20 protein-coding genes and 1 riboswitch are annotated in these 18441 nt (G+C 45.1%); of the genes, 5 read left to right on the forward strand and 15 right to left on the reverse strand.

Going from position 1 to position 18441, the window contains the following annotated elements; all coding sequences use genetic code 11:
- Positions 1-68 precede the first annotated feature (68 nt).
- Positions 69-249: riboswitch (Lysine riboswitch) on the reverse strand.
- A 602-nt stretch (positions 250-851) separates the two neighbouring features.
- The gene (locus J4N37_RS10485) at positions 852-1259 is read left to right on the forward strand and encodes an H-NS family histone-like protein (RefSeq protein ID WP_010449168.1); all 408 of its coding nucleotides are present in this window, start codon (positions 852-854) and stop codon (positions 1257-1259) included.
- Positions 1260-1403: 144 nt separating this feature from the next.
- Here J4N37_RS10485 and J4N37_RS10490 read toward each other — a convergent pair whose 3' ends face one another.
- Complete coding sequence (locus tag J4N37_RS10490) at positions 1404-2708, reverse strand: inosine/guanosine kinase (protein ID WP_010449171.1); 1305 nt, start codon at positions 2706-2708, stop codon at positions 1404-1406.
- A 116-nt stretch (positions 2709-2824) separates the two neighbouring features.
- Entirely contained in the window at positions 2825-3094 is a 270-nt protein-coding gene (locus J4N37_RS10495) for a hypothetical protein (RefSeq protein WP_010449173.1), read from the reverse strand.
- Between the two features lie 188 nt (positions 3095-3282).
- Between J4N37_RS10495 and mnmA the strand changes: the two genes are divergently transcribed.
- The 3 genes from mnmA to purB all read left to right on the forward strand — a co-directional run bounded on the left by mnmA (position 3283) and on the right by purB (position 6559).
- A complete protein-coding gene (mnmA, locus tag J4N37_RS10500; protein WP_171359046.1) occupies positions 3283-4407 on the forward strand; it encodes a tRNA 2-thiouridine(34) synthase MnmA in 1125 nt (374 codons plus the stop codon).
- Positions 4408-4417: 10 nt separating this feature from the next.
- Positions 4418-5035 (forward strand): high frequency lysogenization protein HflD, encoded by a 618-nt coding sequence (gene hflD / locus J4N37_RS10505; RefSeq protein ID WP_005450778.1) that lies wholly within the window; start codon positions 4418-4420, stop codon positions 5033-5035.
- Between the two features lie 153 nt (positions 5036-5188).
- The gene (purB, locus tag J4N37_RS10510; RefSeq protein ID WP_010449178.1) at positions 5189-6559 is read left to right on the forward strand and encodes an adenylosuccinate lyase; all 1371 of its coding nucleotides are present in this window, start codon (positions 5189-5191) and stop codon (positions 6557-6559) included.
- 299 nt (positions 6560-6858) lie between these two features.
- Here the strand turns inward: purB and J4N37_RS10515 are convergent, their stop codons facing one another.
- From J4N37_RS10515 to htpX, 9 genes are all read right to left on the reverse strand, one after another.
- Positions 6859-7377, reverse strand: a complete 519-nt coding sequence (locus J4N37_RS10515) for a DUF3833 domain-containing protein (protein ID WP_252042136.1) — start codon at positions 7375-7377, stop codon at positions 6859-6861.
- A 17-nt stretch (positions 7378-7394) separates the two neighbouring features.
- Positions 7395-7988 carry a chalcone isomerase family protein gene (locus J4N37_RS10520; RefSeq protein WP_252040868.1) on the reverse strand — a complete coding sequence of 198 codons (594 nt, stop codon included), beginning with the start codon at positions 7986-7988 and terminating at the stop codon, positions 7395-7397.
- On the reverse strand, positions 7948-8460 hold the full coding sequence (locus J4N37_RS10525; RefSeq protein ID WP_252040870.1) for a DUF2878 domain-containing protein: 513 nt from the start codon (positions 8458-8460) through the stop codon (positions 7948-7950). The genes J4N37_RS10520 and J4N37_RS10525 overlap by 41 nt, the downstream gene beginning before the upstream one ends.
- Before the next feature lie 6 nt (positions 8461-8466).
- Complete coding sequence (locus J4N37_RS10530) at positions 8467-9723, reverse strand: SAM-dependent methyltransferase (protein WP_252040872.1); 1257 nt, start codon at positions 9721-9723, stop codon at positions 8467-8469.
- Positions 9717-10538, reverse strand: a complete 822-nt coding sequence (locus J4N37_RS10535) for a DUF1365 domain-containing protein (protein WP_252040874.1) — start codon at positions 10536-10538, stop codon at positions 9717-9719. Before J4N37_RS10535 ends, J4N37_RS10530 begins: the two co-directional genes overlap by 7 nt.
- Before the next feature lies 1 nt (position 10539).
- Positions 10540-11850 (reverse strand): NAD(P)/FAD-dependent oxidoreductase, encoded by a 1311-nt coding sequence (locus J4N37_RS10540; protein ID WP_252040876.1) that lies wholly within the window; start codon positions 11848-11850, stop codon positions 10540-10542.
- Between the two features lie 12 nt (positions 11851-11862).
- A complete protein-coding gene (locus J4N37_RS10545; RefSeq protein ID WP_252040878.1) occupies positions 11863-12588 on the reverse strand; it encodes an SDR family oxidoreductase in 726 nt (241 codons plus the stop codon).
- Positions 12585-13004, reverse strand: coding sequence for a nuclear transport factor 2 family protein (locus J4N37_RS10550; RefSeq protein ID WP_252040879.1), 420 nt, complete (start codon positions 13002-13004; stop codon positions 12585-12587). The genes J4N37_RS10545 and J4N37_RS10550 overlap by 4 nt, the downstream gene beginning before the upstream one ends.
- 212 nt (positions 13005-13216) lie before the next feature.
- Entirely contained in the window at positions 13217-14086 is an 870-nt protein-coding gene (gene htpX, locus J4N37_RS10555) for a protease HtpX (protein WP_009705745.1), read from the reverse strand.
- 338 nt (positions 14087-14424) lie between these two features.
- Between htpX and J4N37_RS10560 the strand changes: the two genes are divergently transcribed.
- Positions 14425-14592 carry a hypothetical protein gene (locus J4N37_RS10560; RefSeq protein ID WP_005450789.1) on the forward strand — a complete coding sequence of 56 codons (168 nt, stop codon included), beginning with the start codon at positions 14425-14427 and terminating at the stop codon, positions 14590-14592.
- Between the two features lie 94 nt (positions 14593-14686).
- On the opposite strand, the gene bioD is transcribed toward J4N37_RS10560, so the two are convergent.
- Genes bioD through bioB form a run of 4 tightly spaced genes read right to left on the reverse strand, consistent with a single transcriptional unit; the run spans position 14687 to position 18378 of the window.
- On the reverse strand, positions 14687-15370 hold the full coding sequence (gene bioD, locus J4N37_RS10565) for a dethiobiotin synthase (RefSeq protein WP_009698190.1): 684 nt from the start codon (positions 15368-15370) through the stop codon (positions 14687-14689).
- Positions 15367-16188 carry a malonyl-ACP O-methyltransferase BioC gene (gene bioC / locus J4N37_RS10570; RefSeq protein ID WP_252040881.1) on the reverse strand — a complete coding sequence of 274 codons (822 nt, stop codon included), beginning with the start codon at positions 16186-16188 and terminating at the stop codon, positions 15367-15369. Before bioC ends, bioD begins: the two co-directional genes overlap by 4 nt.
- Complete coding sequence (bioF, locus tag J4N37_RS10575) at positions 16188-17339, reverse strand: 8-amino-7-oxononanoate synthase (RefSeq protein WP_071234689.1); 1152 nt, start codon at positions 17337-17339, stop codon at positions 16188-16190. The genes bioC and bioF overlap by 1 nt, the downstream gene beginning before the upstream one ends.
- Positions 17326-18378 (reverse strand): biotin synthase BioB, encoded by a 1053-nt coding sequence (bioB, locus tag J4N37_RS10580; RefSeq protein WP_005378222.1) that lies wholly within the window; start codon positions 18376-18378, stop codon positions 17326-17328. The genes bioF and bioB overlap by 14 nt, the downstream gene beginning before the upstream one ends.
- Between the last annotated feature and the right edge of the window lie 63 nt (positions 18379-18441).

Here is an 18441-nt window from a genome sequence, read left to right on the forward strand (position 1 = left end):
CAAGTCACGTAGCATACGGTACGTGCTCATGTTGAACTTAGCGACAGGGAAGCGAACACTCCACCCAACCCTACAGTAGCGCTCCATAGTTTAATGTTTATATACTATGGCAGTGTTGCTCCTTTCGGATACAACCCCAGCAAGTGGTTTCGATAGGCCACTTACTTCGGCAATCTTCGCCTTCCACTATTATTCATTGGCATCACCCCAATAATAGCTACTCTTCGAGACTGCGCCTCTACGGCAACAACAAACAATTAACCATTAATTGTACAAATTAACAACATATTGTCTGCAATATTGCATCAGGTATTTGCCATTGTACTCATGAGGACCACCAATGCAACACATCAAACTAAATTAAATCGATAAATAATCGTCACAATGATTTATAAATGAAATGTAACTGAAACATGGATTACGCAACTGCAATCACATTAATTAAATAAATAGAAGTTGACGTAAACACTCTACCTTTAGCACTGTGCATTTAAGCTCATAATATTCAAAAAGGAGCAAATCCCCAAATAAGAGTAAGTCTCATATCGCATATTTAAATTCTATCGGTCATACAGCGCCCTTTCACCTAAAGAATAGATTAACAACTTTATGATTAGAGCGATTCCCGCTGAGTATTAAAGCCAATAATGCTTACTAGGCCAAATAAGTTTGAACTTATATTAAACAGTACGCTCCAATATTGAACTTTTATAGAAAAATTATTTATTGTTTGCCAACCACGGAAAGATGGCGTTAAATATTAAAGTTTAATATTTCTATTATTTTGTTTGTTTTAATTAATCACTAGCATTATTATTACCAAACACCCTACTTAAAGAATAGGAACAGTTATGTCTGAGCTGACAAAAACACTTCTAAATATTCGTAGCCTACGCGCATTTTCACGTGAGCTAACTCTAGAGCAACTTGAAGAAGCACTAGATAAACTAACTATCGTAGTTCAAGAACGCAAAGAAGCTGAAGAAGCTGATCGCGCTGCACAAGCAGAGCAAGAAGCAAAACTAGCAGCAATTGCAGAACAAATCGCCCAAGATGGTATCGACGTTAATGCACTAATTAGCGCACTATCAGGTGAAACAAAAACAAAAACTAAGTCTAAGCGCGCTCCACGCCCAGCTAAATACAAATATGTAGATACAACTGGCGAAGAGAAAACTTGGACAGGCCAAGGCCGTACACCTTCTGCAATTCAAGAGCAATTGGATGCCGGTAAATCGCTAGATGATTTCCTAATCTAATCTCGACCAACAGTCATACTAAAAAGGCTCCTCTAAGGAGCCTTTTTTATCTCTTACGCATTTGTATTCTTCACTAAACTCAGAAAGCTCAGACAAAAAAGGCGCATAAAAATATGCGCCTTATAAAGTCATGGTGAAGAACGGTTAACGCTCCCAGTACGCCTCTTCTAGGCTATCTTCTCGCTCAGGCAGTCCACGAGATAGACGAGGAGAATGCTGCACTAGCACTTCATAGCTTGCACGGTTCGCGTATTTACATACTTGCGAAAACGAAGAATACGTTAAAAACTGATGCGCATGCTTGCTGGAGTTTGGCACATTTTCCTTGTGGTACTTATTTGCGGCCATATCATGAAGTACTGCAGATAACGCAGCATCACCAGCACCATTGGTATTTTTAATTTTCTCTGGGCCACCCATATAAGGAGAAATATGAGAATAAACTTTAATTGGGTTTACACTTGCATCCTTTTTCGCTGGACGGCTAAATTCGTAGCGGTTAAATTCCGCGATCGAGCCAGGAAGCAATGGAAGTGAAGTTTCGCGCTTAGCATCATCTTCTGTATAACCCGCCATAAACAATCCAACAGGGCCCGCTGTACATAATACAAGATCAGCCCATTCTAATGTTTTATCAGACGCAGCCAATGGATCAGATTCACCAGTAAGTGCCTCTGCTTCATCTTCATTCATTGCCACAACCGATACGTTATCGCGAATAAATTCTTGCCAGAATGTAGGATCATCTTGAATAACGAATTTAGTACCTAGTGTTAATACCACTGGTACGTCGTGTTTCTTCGCGTATTCAATCGCGCGCATGGTTGCTTCAGGCATTGGGTCGCCTTCTTTACAACGCACTAGGTACGCTGTGAGAACCAGAGCAGATGCACTCTTAAAGATTTTCTCAGGAATATTGTCTGGGTGAAGTTGGTTCATTTGGCCTTCGCTGATTGCGAAAGTACGTTCACCGTCTTCAGTAATAAGAGCAAAACAACGACCGATTGCACCTTCAACACCTTGAAGGTAGTTTAAGTCCATACGGCTTGACGTATTACATAGGTAGCGGTAACCGTAGCTACCGATTTTGATATCCTGGCTCATAACGCCTAGAAGTGTAGAGCGGTCATCTGCCAATACAGAGTAGTTATGTAGCGTGTTACCGATCGTACCGCCCGCATACTCATTCGTAATTAGGTTGTCTTCTTTTAGCTGCTGGTAAAGCGCTTCTGCCGTTGCATCATCAATTACCAGCGAGTGTCCCTTACTCAAACCATATTTTTCGATTACATCCGTGGTAACTTTAGCTTCGATATCTACCAACGTCTGATCAATACCGATAATGTGAGTACGCGTCATTTTCTTGCTTTCTTGTGCTTGACTCACTAAAGGGTCGCGAGCATGAACAGGAAAATAATGCTTCGATTTGCGTTGTCCAGGAAATTTCATATTGTTTGTCTGAATAAGGGATGAAAAGGAGAACGGATTCTATACCGCTGTTATAAAAGCAGCAATAAAAGCAATTATAGCAAACGTTTGCAGTCTATTTTTTTCTTTCAGGCTACTTATTCACCTTCCATAAAGCTTAGATCAGGTAATTGCTCCAGGTGCTCGCTATAACGCTTTAAGTTGAACTCCCCTTCATTTTTCATCACGTCAAAAATCTCAATCGACATCGCACACGCCATCATTGCAATCGCGTCTTCACGTGGTGTGCCTGTCATCATTAGGCGCATGAGCGTTTCTTTTACTTTAAGTGGGTTGCTGTCTTCGAGTTGATTTTCGACAATTTCAATCAACTCAGCTTCTTGCATAAATTGGTTTTCTTCGGTCATTTGATTTTTCCTCTTGGATTTTTGCCAACTATGCCATATATACCATCTCTATACTTATGAAATTACCAACTTGCGATTTTGTTGGAGAAAAGTGCAGCAAATCGAAGTGTGATTTCGATCTCGGATCTGTCACCGGCCTGTGGATTCTGGTAGAATCTGCGTCCCGTTTATTTAAGTGGTGTTTAGTAATGTCTGATAACAGCCAAAAGAAAGTCATCGTCGGTATGTCCGGCGGCGTTGATTCATCTGTTTCTGCGTATCTTCTCAAGCAACAAGGCTACCAAGTAGAAGGCCTGTTCATGAAGAACTGGGAAGAAGATGACAACGAAGAATATTGTACAGCAGCAGAAGATCTTGCTGATGCTCAGGCAGTATGTGACAAGCTAGGCATTCACCTACACACCATCAACTTTGCTGCTGAGTACTGGGATAATGTATTTGAGTACTTCCTTGCTGAATACAAAGCAGGCCGTACACCAAACCCAGACATTCTTTGTAACAAAGAAATCAAGTTCAAAGCATTCCTAGAATTCGCTGATGAAGTGCTTGATGCTGATTACATTGCAATGGGTCACTACGTGCGTCGCTCTTTCCCAGAAAACGGTGAAAAGCCACAGATGCTACGTGGTCTAGATGGCAATAAAGACCAAAGCTACTTCCTATACACGCTAAGCCACGAACAAGTTGCGCGTAGCCTATTCCCTGTGGGTGATCTAGAGAAGCCAGAAGTGCGCCGTATCGCAGAAGAGCAAGACCTGATCACAGCGAAGAAGAAAGATTCTACCGGTATCTGTTTCATCGGTGAACGTAAGTTTACGGAATTCCTAGGTCGTTACCTTCCTGCTCAACCGGGTAATATCGAAACGCCAGAAGGCGAAGTGATCGGTCAGCATCAAGGTTTGATGTACCACACATTAGGTCAACGCAAAGGTCTTCATATCGGTGGTCGTAAAGGCGGTGGCGGTAACGAAGACCCATGGTTTGTTGGTGAGAAAGATCTAGAACGTAACGTTTTGATTGCGGTTCAAGGTAAAGACCACCCAATGCTGAAATCAGAAGGTCTACTTGCATCACAACTTCACTGGGTAGATCGTGAGCCAATTCGCGATGTTATGAAGTGCACAGTGAAAACTCGTTACCGTCAGGAAGATATTCCTTGTACAATCATCCCTATCGATGATGAAAACATTAAAGTGATCTTTGACGAGCCACAAATTGCTGTAACGCCAGGTCAATCAGCCGTGTTCTATAAAGATGACGTGTGCCTTGGTGGCGGCATCATCGAGCAACGCATTAAATATTCTCAAGCTTAGGAGTCGTTACGTGGCGAATACACTTTATGACCGTACTATCGCTTTTGCAGGTATCTGCCAAGCTGTTGCTTTGGTTCAACAGGTAGCGAGAGACGGACATTGTGATCAAGATGCCTTTGAAACGTCAATTAACGCCATTTTGAATACTAGCCCAGCCAACACCATCGGTGTTTTCGGTCGCGAAGCCGACCTTAAGCTGGGTCTTGAATGCTTGGTGAAAGGGATTGATAGCACCCCATCTGGAAGTGAAGTCACTCGCTACATCATCAGCCTAATGGCATTAGAGCGCAAGCTATCGGGTCGTAACGATGCAATGTCACAACTTGGTGACCGCATTCAAATGGCTCAGCGTCAAACGGAACATTTTGAATTGCTAGATGATCAAATGATCAGCAACCTAGCGAGCATTTACTTGGATGTAGTCAGCCCTATTGGTCCTCGTATTCAAGTAACTGGTACTCCATCTGTACTGCAACAAACCGCTAACCAGCACAAAGTTCGTGCGTTGTTGTTATCGGGTATTCGTAGCGCAGTACTCTGGCGTCAAGTTGGCGGTAAACGTCGCCACCTGATCTTCGGACGCAAGAAGATGGTAGAGCAAGCACAAATCCTTCTTGCTCGAATGTAATAAGGTATCAAGTAAGCAGCTCGCGTTTATCGCGAGCTCATTTTTTTCGATCAAAACAAATCTCGCGCAAACGTTTGCGCAATATTCGTGACAATTGCCACAGTTATTGGTATAAAGCTCACGAAATTTAGAAACCCAATTCAGGAGAACATCATGGAACTGTCAGCATTGACTGCTGTTTCACCAGTAGACGGCCGTTACGGAAGCAAGACAATTGCGTTACGCGAAATTTTCAGTGAATACGGTCTACTAAAGTACCGTACTATCGTTGAAATCCGCTGGCTACAAAAGCTTGCTGCTACTGCTGAAATTGCAGAAGTGCCAGCGTTTAGCGCAGAAGCAAACCAATTCCTAGACGACCTTGCTGCAAACTTCTCTGAAGAAGATGCACGCCGAATCAAAGAGATCGAGCGTACAACTAACCACGACGTTAAAGCGGTTGAGTACTTCCTAAAAGAGAAAGTAGCAGATGTTCCTGAACTGCACGCAGTAAACGAGTTCTTCCACTTTGCATGTACTTCTGAAGACATCAACAACACTTCACACGCTCTTATGCTTAAAGAAGCGCGTGAGAACGTGATTCTTCCAGAAATCCGTAACCTAATCGACGCTATCAAAGCGCTAGCAGTGGAATACCGCGACATTCCTCTTCTATCTCGTACACACGGTCAGCCAGCTTCTCCATCAACAATGGGTAAAGAAATGGCAAACGTGGCGTACCGTATGGAACGTCAATTCAAGCAAATCGAAAACGTTGAGATCCTAGCGAAAATCAACGGTGCAGTAGGTAACTACAACGCACACCTTTCTGCTTACCCAGAGCTAGATTGGCACAAGTTCTCTGAAGAGTTCATCACTGAGTCTCTAGGCGTTACTTGGAACCCTTACACAACTCAAATCGAACCACACGATTACATCGCTGAGCTTTTCGACGCTATCGCTCGTTTCAACACTATCCTGATTGACTTCGACCGTGACGTTTGGGGTTACATTGCACTAGGCCACTTCAAGCAAAAAACCATTGCTGGTGAGATTGGTTCTTCAACAATGCCTCACAAAGTTAACCCAATCGACTTTGAAAACTCAGAAGGTAACCTAGGCCTTGCGAACGCTGTGTTCGGTCACCTAGCACAAAAACTGCCTGTTTCTCGCTGGCAACGTGACCTAACTGACTCAACGGTTCTACGTAACCTTGGTGTTGGTGTTGGCTACGCAATCATCGCTTACACTTCTACGCTTAAAGGCATCAGCAAGCTAGAAGTAAACCGCGAAGCACTTCTTGCTGAACTAGACAAGAACTGGGAAGTACTAGCAGAGCCAGTACAAACAGTAATGCGTCGTTACGGCATCGAGAAGCCATACGAGAAGCTAAAAGAGCTAACTCGTGGTAAGCGTGTAGATGGCGAAGCAATGCGTAACTTCATCGACGGTCTTGAGCTTCCTGAGCATGAGAAAGCACGTCTGAAAGAGATGACGCCAGCAAACTACATCGGTCAAGCAATCGAGCTGACAGATAAGCTTTAAGAGAATCGAGAATCGGATAAATTTGAGGGTTGACGTGAAAGCGTCAACCCTTTCTTCGTTTAGGGGGAACGGGATTCGCCCTATGGAATGCTAAGTTTCAGGATAAGGGATAAGGGATAAGGGATAAGGGATAAGGGATAAGGGATAAGGGATAAGGGATAAGGGATAAGGCTCAGTTATAGTCATTCAAGAGGCAACTGCTACCCACACATCCCAAGTTTAACTTCCCTTTACTGAAATACTAGCGCGCCCCTCTCGATTCTTACAGCGAAGCGCTCCCGCATCTCGTTTCTTTATTTCTATTGCCTCTGGAAAAACAGTGTAATCGTCCCTACTTCAACGCCAAACTTCTTAATCTTGGTGAGATTAAATACGTGCATTTCATCTTGGCGGTAAAGCCAGTCATCGAACGATACCGTGATGGTTGAATCATCCATTTTCAGCTCGAAGTCGTATTGCCATTGCAGCGCATTACCCTTCTCTTTCCCGGTCGCAACACCAATAATATCGTCCGCTTTACCTTGATAAGTACCATCTTCGAGTCTGGTAATGACCCATATACGCTGGTCGAGCTCGCCATCATCAAAGACAAAGTCTTCCACAAGCGTTAGTTCATTACCTTCCACTGTGCCGACTATATCGACTTCAAATCGGCGAGTTTGTTTCTCAGTGTAGTCCTGCACCATTCCCCAAGCCTTGACGTCACCTTCAAAGTAGCCAAACAGATCAAAGGCTGGTGATGCCGCTTGATAGTTATCAATATCAGCAGAGCATGCGCTAAGAAGCGTTACCGCAGCAATCACTGGTGCTTTGAGCATTAGTTTCAATAATTTCACTACCTTACCTGCCCTATCAGTTGTTTACGAAGTTTAGGAAACTCTGTTTTCGGTGATAACCAAATCGAAAGAAACGCATCATTAAGTCGCTCATCTTTCACATATCCGACGGTTTTATACGGCTCGCTCCCGGCTTTTCGATAGATAAGTTGTCCATTTTTACCATCAGTGAGATAGGTAAGCTCATCACCCTTCTTAATGTTGGGGAACATTGTGTCCAGCTCCAAGATCCACTTTTGGCGGTAAGGCTCCGTAAAGCCCAGCTTTTGCCACTGCTCATCAGTCACATCGAGCAGCTGCTCTTTACTGATATCGCGCTGGTAGTTGATCTCTAAAGCAAAAGGATGGGGAGAAACGTCTCTAGACACCGAGTACTGACCATCGGGTGCTTTTAGGCGGGACTTGTAAATATCAAAAACAAACCAAGTGAGTTGTGCCTCACCGACCGTTTGCCATTGTTGCCAATTGCTAGTGGTTATTATCTCACTCAAACCAACCACATTTTGAGCTTGCAAAGGCACTGCATAGAACAAGGAGACTGCCATAACACTGCTAATCAGTTTCCGTCTCCAATTTCTCTTCAAGCTTTTCATTTCCGTACACCTTGAGTATCAGAAGCATCATTGCGCACCATTCGACGAACAAGATCGTAAGCGTGGTGCCAACGCTGAGGCCAAATTCAGCGGCTTGGAGTTTGTAGCCAGCAAAGTAACTCGCTGTGCCTCCGATACCGCCTACTATAGATACGTAGGTTTTTGGAAAACGGTACAAAATTGACTTGAGTTGGTAGGCATACCATGAGAATAGAACCCACAGACAAACAAGCCATATGGGCAACCAAGGGGTTGGGAATATAAAGAGGGAAAATTGCTTATTGAAGGTATCTAAGACCAAGCCAATAGATACAATCATGGCGATATTCTTGAGAGCGGAGGGTTCGACTCTCCAGCAGTACACCAAGGTAAATAACGTCAGTATTAACGTCAGCCACTGCCATTGATAGGTCCCAAGCACCGCGGCAAACCAGCAGAGTTGGAACCATGTCGATGCAACAAACACTCTCATAACGAACTACGGACGCTGAAACGTCATGTGAACGGCACTGATCGTGCGAGCTAAGAAGCCACCCTCACAGTAGCTCAAGTAATAACGCCACATGCGCACGAAGCGATCATCGTAACCAAACGAGCGCACTTCACTCTCGGCTTGATTAAAGCGATGATGCCACTCATTAAGCGTTTTGGCATAATCCAACCCAATATCAAACAGATCTCGGGTAACCAAGTCACTGTACTTCGTAGTCGCTTGAGTAAGGGATGTGACTGAAGGTAAAAAGCCTCCTGGGAAAATGTACTTCTGAATAAAATCGACGTTGTTACTGTAGTAATCATAACGTTGGTCGGCAATTGTAATCGCTTGAATCGCCATCAAACCACCAGACTTCAACAAAGACTCACAAACCTTAATGTACGAAGGCAGGAATTGTTTTCCCACGGCTTCAATCATTTCAATAGAAACAAGCTTGTCATACGTACCGGTTAGGTTGCGGTAATCTTCTTTGAGTAGAGTGATTTTGTCTTCTAAGCCACGCTCTTTGATCTTCTGCTCCGCGTACGCGTGCTGCTCTTCAGAAATGGTTGTCGTCGTCACCTGACAGCCATATTGTTCAGCCATGTAAATCGCCATTGCACCCCAGCCGGTGCCAATTTCGATGACATGATCACTAGCTTTCAGCTCAAGTTGCTGACACAGTCGATCCATTTTGTTGATTTGTGCCTGTTCTAATGAGTTGCCCACTTCGTTGTACAATGCTGACGAATACAGCATGTTGGTATCAAGAAACGCTTCATACAAGTTATTACCCAAGTCGTAGTGAGCATGAATATTCTTACGGGAGTTTTCTTGGGAGTTGCGGTTAGTCCAATGACTGAACTTATACAACAACCTTGTAAGCCAACTGCCCTGCTCTTCGAGCTTATCCAGTGCACGCATGTTGAGAGCCATCAACTTCATCAATGCCGTCAAATCTGGACTGTCCCACCAGCCGTCCATGTAAGCTTCGCCAGCAGCAATACTGCCACCTTGCAATAGACGCGAGTAAAACCCAGGATGCTTCACCTCAATGGTCGCCGCCACAGGTTCGCCATTGTAGTCTCCGTTTGGAGTTGAAAAGCGCTCACTGCGCTCCGTCGTCTCGGTCTTGAAGCTTTCAATCACCGTCAGACACCCGATTTCCATTTTTTGCAGACACTGGAAAAGAACTCCACGAGCCGCTTTTTGAGTCGTCGTTAATTCGCGCGGCATTGCCATAGAAGTCGTATTTAACATGCAGAGTTCTCCTTGTGCTTATTATTCTTTTCTTCTTTACTCACTTGCTCAGGTTCTGTCGTCTCAGGTTGAGCATATTTAGGATGTGAATAAAACGGCGCGCCTTTAAGCCATAGTTTGAGAGCGTGCCAATAGATACCGACCATTACTTTTACCGTTTGAATTGGCGTAACGATCAAGCATTTCAATAAGGTTTTGCTTGAAAGCGGTTTGGCTTTCATTGCCATCGTGGCGTCGAAGTGTTTTTCACCTTTGTGGCATTCAAGATGGATATTCAACTTGTCTGTCAAAGGTTTGATTTTCCAATGGTAGCGTTGGTCAATTGGGTTAAAAGGCGACACATGAAACGCTTTGTCTTGCTCCCAACCAAAGTTTTCATCCTGTTCATTTGCCGCTATTGCGTAATAATGACGTTCATTCCAAGGGGTGTTGCTGACTTCTGCCAGCAGGTACTTCCACTCGCCCTCCTTGTTATAAACGTAGTAGAAATTGACCGGACTGAAATAGAGCCCTAAGTAACGCAGGTGACAAACGGCAATCACTTTACCCGTCAAACGAACACCAGTGAGCGCTTCCAGTTTGTCTTGAACGGCTGACTTAATGCATCTTTTACCACCGATGTAATCACTGCGCTTAAAACGTGCCCAATGCCACCAGCATGCTCCAAAGCCCCAGACATTTTTCTCCAACGCCTCAAGTTCATCTAAGTCGATGGCAGGCATAAATAGTGAGTAATTCAGCTCATGACTCACAGGCGTGAATCGACGGTGGCGAACATTGCCTATAAACAATCGGCTGTTCATCTTGCTACTCATATCACGCCGCGCCTTTTTCAAAAGGCACCACATTTTGCTCGCGGTATTTTTCTTCTAGACCTTGAACAACATCAAGCGCGCTACGAACACCATCTTCATGGAAGCCGTTGTACCAATAGGCGCCACAGAACCATGTACTCTGTTTGCCTTGGACTTCGTCTTTACGTTGCTGTGCGGCAATAGACTCCGTGGTAAATACAGGATGATGGTAAGTGAATGAGCGTAGAATCTTGTTTGGGTTGATTTTTTTCGTACTGTTCAACGTGACACAGAAAGTATGCTCAGACTGTATGTGCTGCAGTATGTTCATGTTATAAGTCAGAGAAGGCAGACGCTCTTGCTCTTCTTGACTACCATCAAGTAGGTAGTTCCACGCCGCCCACGCCGCCTTGCGTTTAGGCAACAGGCCAATATCCGTATGCAACACGACTTCGTTTGCTTGGTACGCCATATCCCCCAAGATTTCTTGCTCGGTAGAGCTTATGTCGCCCAGCATTCGCATTGCTTGATCACTGTGGCAAGCGAAGATAACGTCATCAAACCAGTACATCTCACCATGAACTTCAATACCAACACCGTTATCAGTACGGATGACTTTTTCGACTGGGCTGTTAAGACGAATATTATCGGCAAAACCTTTGGTCAACGGTCCAATGTAAGAGCGTGAGCCGCCTTTTATCACATACCATTGCGGGCGGTTTGTGATATCTAACAATCCGTGGTTGAGGAAGAAGCGCAAGAAGAACATGAGCGGGAACGCGCGCATATCCGCTAAAGTCGAAGACCAAATCGCAGCGCCCATTGGCAGAATATAATTGTCAGAAAAGAATGCACTGAATTTGTGCTCATCGAGAAAAGCGCCAAGCGTTTGAGATTGCGTTGATGGATCGTTAGCAAAGCGCTTTGCAAGTTTATTAAAACGCAAGATCTCGAAGATAAAGCGATAGAACTTAGGGTTTGCCCAGTTACGTTTTTGAGCAAACAATGTCGACACGGTATGGCCGTTGTATTCTAGTCCGTTCCCATCGTTTCTGACGCTGAAGCTCATTTGAGTCGGCAGACCTTCAACGCCAATCTCGTTCATCATTTTGATAAAGTTTGGGTACGTACGATCGTTATAAACGATAAACCCAGTGTCGATTGCATACTCTTTGCCATCAAGGCTGACATCAACGGTTGCAGTGTGGCCGCCAATGTAATCATTCGCTTCAAAAAGCGTTACGTCATGTTCTTTATGCAAGTAATAGCCACAAGTAAGGCCAGAGATACCCGTTCCAACGATGGCGATTTTCTTTCTTCCTGCCGTGTTCATGCTTCTTCCTTCTTATGATACGAGTTTTTCGGTTAGCCGTGCTTGCCAGCTGTAGGGAAACAGCGAGATAAAGCGCAAAATGCCAGTGAATCTCGCTGGGAAATAAATATGGCTTTTGTTGGCATCCAATTGTTTTCGGATCGCAACAGAGGCCTGATTGGCCGTAACAATCATCGGCATATCAAAGGTGTTCTTATCTGTGAGTGGCGTTTCAACAAAGCCAGGAAATACCGTCACGACTTTGATGCCTTTCTTTTTAAGGTCGACGGCTAGCGTGCGAGCAAAATAACTCACTGCCGCTTTGGACGCGCCATAGGCTTCTGCGCGAGGCAATGCCACCTCTGATGCGATTGACCCGACAATTACAATGCGATGCCCTCGTTCAAACTGTCCCTGACACGCTTCAACACAATTCGCCACACCTACAACGTTAACGTTCATGACACGCGCCATGAGTTTCGCATCCACTATGCCGTCGTCCATATATTCACAGTCGCCAGCGTTAAAGATCCAAGTTTCAGGAGTGAACGGCAGTTGTGAGAGCGCTTGGATCGTTTCTTCGTACTGAGTCACATCGAAGCGTAATATCGAGATGTTAATCGACGCCGCTTCTAGCTCGGCCAACACCGCTTCGTTGCGGCCGCACGCAATCACTTTCCAACCTTCACCGGCGTAGTCCAAAGCGAGCTGCTTACCAATGCCAGACGTTGCGCCAGTGATAAGAACTGAACCGCTCATTGTCCTAGCCTCTGCTTAATGGTTCTAACGACAGAGCCAAGTAGAGGCAGATTCTCGTACAGCATCTCTCCTAAATCGAAATAGTCTCGATGGTAGATAACCTGCCCTTCACTAAACTTGAGATGAGAAACACCATTGACTGAAATCGGCGCGCCTTTCTGTAGTTTTGGGTGCTGTAAATCCATGGTCCAAGTAAGAAACCCTGTCTCGCCCACCTGTTGATGATCGTGAATAATGAAGTCACAACGGATAACGTTGGTGTAGAGCGATTGAAAATAATCGGAAAGCGCAGGCCAGCCCTCTAGACGATGAGCAGCATCTTCAAAAACCACATCCTGGTGGTAAACCTCTTCTAGCAAGTGCAAATTAGCTTTGCTCAGCTTTTGATATATGTTGCCAACTGAATGAATGTCCATTTCTATGCTCCTATATTACTTCAACAGTTGTACAAAATTATTATATGTACAAGATAGACCAATCATGAAAAGTTGTACAAAAATATTTTTGTATAACTTTGTTTCTGTAGAGTGATACGTGATGGAGTGCGGTAGCGATCAATAGATACAAAAAAAGGCTTGGTCAAAAAACCAAGCCTTTTCAGGAGATTAACTATTTATTTGCTGAATGATTAGTACTGTTGGCTACGTAGTGCCGCAATACGCTTATCTAGCGGTGGGTGGCTCATTAGAAGCTCAGTCATCGAACGCTTACCGTTGATACCAAACGCCATCATAGTGCCATCCAGTTGAGATTCGTGGCTCATCTTCAGACGCTCAAGCGCCGCGATCATCTTCTCTTTACCCACAAGATGCGCTGCACCCGCGTCAGCGTGGAATTCGCGATGACGGCTGTACCACATAGTCAGGAAGCTAGCTAGGAAACCAAATACCAGTTCAAGCACCATAGACACACCGAAGTAAACCATCATGTTTGTACCTTGGCCTTCCTCATCGTCATTCGAAGCAACAATGTTAGCAATGAAACGAGATAGGAAGATAACGAAGGTATTCACTACACCTTGCATTAGCGTCATGGTCACCATATCACCGTTAGCGATGTGGCTAACCTCATGCGCAAGTACCGCTTCCGCTTCATCACGAGTCATGTTGTGCAAAAGACCTGTAGATACTGCAACTAGCGAATCATCACGCTTAGCACCGGTTGCAAATGCGTTGATGTCTGCCGCATCATAAATAGCGACGGTTGGCATACCGATGCCCGCTTGTTGAGCTTGGCGACCAACTGTTTCTAGAAGCCAATGTTCAGTTTCGTTACGTGGGCTCTCAATCACCATGCCGCCTACCGAGCGTAGTGCCATGCTCTTAGACATCATTAGCGAGATGAATGCGCCACCAAAACCAAACACTGCTGCCATCAGTAGTAGACCAGACAGGCTGCCTGGCTGCATTCCAGTTACAGCGTAAACAATATTCAGAACAACACTAAGCACTAGCACGACTGCTAGGTTAGTTGCTAGGAATAACATAATTCGCTTCATTACTTTTCTCCGAGGAAGCTTATCGTTTTTATAAAAACGGTTGTTATATGAAACAGAACTCTACGAGGCGATTTCGCTAGATTCAAGCTCTGTTGCGTTATAGATATAGTCTATCCGCGTTAAAAACAAGGTTAAGCAATAAATTGCAACATTTGTTTTCGAGACTGAAATAATACACACCTTTTTACACTCTTAAATCAGCACTTTAGACCGAGTATAGACTTTGGTCTTATTGTGCGACTATCTGTACGTGCTAGATTCGGGTTAGATGAACGAAACGGGGTTAGCTTTTAGGACAATTAAGCAGCTCCAAACTTCCATGTCTTGAGGGAAAAATCATGGTAGAAACTAACGACTATCAAATGGCTATCGATTTACTTTGTTGTCACCTAGGTATCTCAGAGGATGAGGCAAAACAACAGCTAGGTATTTCAACTGATGCTCAAATGTCAAAGCGTGTTGCAGAAACACAACAAGCGTTGATGGGGCTTAGCCAAGAGAAATAAACTAAGCGTCGAATCTTACGATAAGGCACAAAGGTTTACATGAGAAAAGGGCTGCATGATGCAGCCCTTTTTGTATTTTTTGTTTGTCGGTTAATTATACGTTTAGCAACGGTTCGACATTGATGTATTTACCCAACTCTTTGCGCTTCGCACTTGGAATGTATGGGATCTCACCGAGTTTCGGCGCGTCTAGACGCTCTTCCAACATATCGATGATTTCCGCATAGTGCTCCGTGCCTGGGTTAACGCGGTTTGCCACCCAACCTACGAGATTCAGACCATCCGCTTTGATGATCTCAGCAGTGAGCAATGCATGGCTCAAACAGCCCAGTTTAATACCGACAACCAGTACAACTGGCAACTGTTCTTGCTGCACCCAAGTCGACAAGCTGTCTGTGTCAGACACAGGCACGCGCCAACCACCAGCACCTTCCACTAGAACAATGTCTGATTGCTCTTTGTGTTGAGCTAATTTTTCACTCAATACTTCGTATTTAATTTCTACATGTTCATGCTTTGCGGCAATGTGAGGAGAAGCAGGCAATTCCAAAGCGTATGGGTTTACATCGTCGTACGCGATATCCAGCGTTGCCGCTTTTTGCAGATGCAATGCATCCGAGTTGCGCCAACCTTCCGCCGTCTTGTCGCTTCCTGCTGCCACTGGTTTATAACCAATGGTGTTAAGCCCTTTTGCACCAAGTGCCTGCAAAATAGCTTTAGACGCTACCGTTTTTCCTACATCAGTATCCGTACCAGCAATAAAAAATGCATCAATCATTTAACTATGACTCCAAAACAAACCTGATAACTTGCAGGTAGAAGACCTTGATCGTTTCTAAATGCTTGGTACGCACGCTCAACTTGCAACAAAGTGCGACGGCTCGTCAAGCCATGTGAGCGCCCGCTTACGTGATTTGCACCAATGCCTTTGAGATCACGCATGACAGAAAACGCTGAGTCGTACCAAACTGTGATGGGGGTCAAGTCTAGATGATGGTTGTGGCACCAAGATTGCGCTAACGCAATTTTTACCTGATTGTGGGTAATAAAGTTATTCACGTGTTGATGTGTATCAATTTTTGACCACGCCTCGCGTAACTCATACAACGAGCCATCCGCCAGAGTAGAGAAGCATCCCGTCCCTCCTCGCTTTAGCACACGACGCAATTCTCGCAGTGGGTAGCTTAAATCCGCACACCATTGCAAAGCTAAACTTGAAAAAACGTAATCGAAGCTCTCATCATAAAATGGCAAGTTTTCGGCATCGGCTAACTGGTACTGCATTCGCTGTGTACCACAACGCTGCTGCGCTTTATCTAACATCGCTTGTGAGATATCGCCACAAACCACTTCTGCGCCACGTTGTTGGAGCAGGTGAGAGAAGTAGCCTGTACCACAACCCAAATCGAGAACGCGTTTACCCGTTAAGTCCTCTGGAAGCTTATCAAGCAAGCGATGCCCAACGTCACGCTGAAACGCCGCGTGCTTATCGTATGTTTCAGCTGCTTTGCCAAATGAGGAAGCAATCGCGTCTTTGTCTTGATAGAAACTCTCCAATGCGGCCGTTTCTGCTAAAGCGGTGGTTGCATTATCCATTACAGCGCTCCTAATGCTTGCTTCAGTGCCACTGAAAGCGTTTTAACTTGTTCATTAGTGTGATTGGCAGTGAGTGTAATTCGAAGACGAGATGTTCCTTTAGGTACCGTCGGTGGACGAATCGCTGTCACCCAAATACCGTTTTGACGACAAGCGCTTGCAACCTGTAAAGCCAGTTCGGATTCACCAATCATAAATGGCTTAATCGAGGTTTTCGTTTCAACAAAACCGTCGAGTTCGTTGAGGCTATCTCGATAAACTTCACTTAGCTCTGCAAGCTTTTCACGTCGCCAAGACTGCTCTTGAATCATAGAGACAGCATGCGTCAACGCATACGCTTGTGCTGGCGGTATCGCCGTGGAATACACATGGTGACGAGCAAACTGAGTTAAAAAGTCCCCCGTTGCGTGGTCACATAAGATAGCCGCGCCAGACATACCAAACGCTTTACCAAAAGTAACGATCAACAACTCAGGCTTTACTGAAGCCAGCTCGCAAGACCCACCACCGGATTCACCAAGAACGCCAATACCGTGTGCATCATCGACGGCGAACCAAGTATCGTGGCTTCGTGTAACTTCGGCAATATCATGAATTGGTGCACAATCACCGTCCATACTGAATACTCCTTCGGTCACAACTAGATGGTTGTCTTCGCTATTCAGCAGCGACTTTAGGTGTTCGATGTCATTGTGCTTGAAGCGCTTCATTTTAGCTGGCGACAACATCCCAGCCTCCATCAAAGAAGCATGGTTCAAACGGTCTTGAATGAGGACGTCTGATTTTTCTAGCAGAGTAAACAGCAGCGCTTGGTTAGCACTGAAGCCAGAACCAAACAGGATTGCCCTCTCGTAACCCAGCCATTCGGTCAGTGCCGCTTCTAAATTGCTGTGCGCTGCACTAAAGCCTGTCACCATTGGAGAGGCGCCACTACCGCTGCCGTATACACTCAAGCCTTGCTGCCAAGCACGAACAAGCGCTTGGTCATTGGCCAAGCCTAAGTAGTCGTTACTTGAGAAGTTGATGTAGCGTCTACCTTCGTACTCCAAAATCGATTGGTTGCCAGAAAACACCACATTCATCGAACGATTCAGCCCCTGCACTTTACGGGCGGCAAGGGCGGACTCGATACGAGATTTAAACGCTGGCATCGTAGAAAAGGTCGTCTTTTGTTGGACGAGCAGCAACACGCTCTACAACGCGATCCAGCAACTCGTTTTCTTCGATTTCATCAGGTTTTTGAGACACTTCTTGGCTGTTAATGCCGAGCTTATTGAACAGCATCATGTCTTTATCTTCAGAAGGGTTTGGCGTGGTCAGAAGTTTGCAGCCATAGAAGACTGAGTTTGCACCCGCCATAAAACACAGCGCTTGCATTTGTTCGTTCATGTTTTCACGGCCAGCCGATAGACGAACCGCTGATTGAGGCATCATGATGCGCGCAATCGCAATCAGGCGAATGAAATCGAATGGCTCAACATCGTCCACTTCTTCCAGTGGTGTGCCTTTCACCTTAACCAGCATGTTGATTGGCACGCTTTCAGGGTGTACTGGCAAGTTAGCTAATTCAACCAACAAGCCCGCTCGGTCATTGGCACTCTCACCCATACCGATGATACCACCAGAACAAATCTTCATGCCGGCATCACGAACGTGAGACAAGGTATCTAAACGATCTTGGTAAGTACGTGTGGTAATGATATTGCCGTAGAACTCAGGTGAAGTATCTAGGTTGTGGTTGTAGTAATCCAGACCCGCGGTTGCCAGTTGTTTTGCTTGATCTGGTGTCAACATGCCTAATGTCATACACGTTTCTAAACCCATGCCTTTCACACCTTTGATCATGTCGGTCAAATGCGGCATATCACGCTCTTTTGGATTCTTCCACGCTGCACCCATACAGAATCGAGTAGAACCCGCGTTTTTCGCTTTTTGTGCAGCGTCGAGTACGCGCTCTACTTCCATCAAACGCTCTTTTTCGATGTCTGTGGTGTAACGAGCACTCTGAGGACAGTACTTACAATCTTCCGGACAAGCACCTGTCTTAATCGACAGAAGCGTGCTTACTTGAACATGGTTGGTTTGTTGATATTGACGATGAACAAGCTGCGCTTCGAATAGGAGATCCATGAATGGTTTTTCCATGAGATCGCGCACTTCAGCATGCGTCCAGTTATGACGAACTTCCACGTGTATTCCTTTAGTCACTTTTTTTGTTGTGTTGACAGTCTACTGAGTCTCGATAAACTGTCA

This window comes from Vibrio sp. SCSIO 43153, from assembly GCF_023716625.1.
GTDB classification, from domain to species: domain Bacteria; phylum Pseudomonadota; class Gammaproteobacteria; order Enterobacterales; family Vibrionaceae; genus Vibrio; species Vibrio rotiferianus.

What these genes read in the sequence shown, in the direction of transcription:
- bioC (WP_252040881.1), bottom strand. Translation starts at nt 16,188, where the DNA reads ATGGATAATGCAACCACCGCTTTAGCAGAAACGGCCGCATTGGAGAGT.
- J4N37_RS10490 (WP_010449171.1), bottom strand. Translation starts at nt 2,708, where the DNA reads ATGAAATTTCCTGGACAACGCAAATCGAAGCATTATTTTCCTGTTCAT.
- J4N37_RS10535 (WP_252040874.1), bottom strand. Translation starts at nt 10,538, where the DNA reads ATGAGTAGCAAGATGAACAGCCGATTGTTTATAGGCAATGTTCGCCAC.
- htpX (WP_009705745.1), bottom strand. Translation starts at nt 14,086, where the DNA reads ATGAAGCGAATTATGTTATTCCTAGCAACTAACCTAGCAGTCGTGCTA.
- J4N37_RS10530 (WP_252040872.1), bottom strand. Translation starts at nt 9,723, where the DNA reads ATGTTAAATACGACTTCTATGGCAATGCCGCGCGAATTAACGACGACT.
- J4N37_RS10495 (WP_010449173.1), bottom strand. Translation starts at nt 3,094, where the DNA reads ATGACCGAAGAAAACCAATTTATGCAAGAAGCTGAGTTGATTGAAATT.
- J4N37_RS10550 (WP_252040879.1), bottom strand. Translation starts at nt 13,004, where the DNA reads ATGGACATTCATTCAGTTGGCAACATATATCAAAAGCTGAGCAAAGCT.
- J4N37_RS10515 (WP_252042136.1), bottom strand. Translation starts at nt 7,377, where the DNA reads ATGCTCAAAGCACCAGTGATTGCTGCGGTAACGCTTCTTAGCGCATGC.
- J4N37_RS10485 (WP_010449168.1), top strand. Translation starts at nt 852, where the DNA reads ATGTCTGAGCTGACAAAAACACTTCTAAATATTCGTAGCCTACGCGCA.
- J4N37_RS10540 (WP_252040876.1), bottom strand. Translation starts at nt 11,850, where the DNA reads ATGAACACGGCAGGAAGAAAGAAAATCGCCATCGTTGGAACGGGTATC.
- mnmA (WP_171359046.1), top strand. Translation starts at nt 3,283, where the DNA reads ATGTCTGATAACAGCCAAAAGAAAGTCATCGTCGGTATGTCCGGCGGC.
- J4N37_RS10520 (WP_252040868.1), bottom strand. Translation starts at nt 7,988, where the DNA reads ATGAAAAGCTTGAAGAGAAATTGGAGACGGAAACTGATTAGCAGTGTT.
- purB (WP_010449178.1), top strand. Translation starts at nt 5,189, where the DNA reads ATGGAACTGTCAGCATTGACTGCTGTTTCACCAGTAGACGGCCGTTAC.
- J4N37_RS10560 (WP_005450789.1), top strand. Translation starts at nt 14,425, where the DNA reads ATGGTAGAAACTAACGACTATCAAATGGCTATCGATTTACTTTGTTGT.
- J4N37_RS10525 (WP_252040870.1), bottom strand. Translation starts at nt 8,460, where the DNA reads ATGAGAGTGTTTGTTGCATCGACATGGTTCCAACTCTGCTGGTTTGCC.
- J4N37_RS10545 (WP_252040878.1), bottom strand. Translation starts at nt 12,588, where the DNA reads ATGAGCGGTTCAGTTCTTATCACTGGCGCAACGTCTGGCATTGGTAAG.
- bioD (WP_009698190.1), bottom strand. Translation starts at nt 15,370, where the DNA reads ATGATTGATGCATTTTTTATTGCTGGTACGGATACTGATGTAGGAAAA.
- bioF (WP_071234689.1), bottom strand. Translation starts at nt 17,339, where the DNA reads ATGCCAGCGTTTAAATCTCGTATCGAGTCCGCCCTTGCCGCCCGTAAA.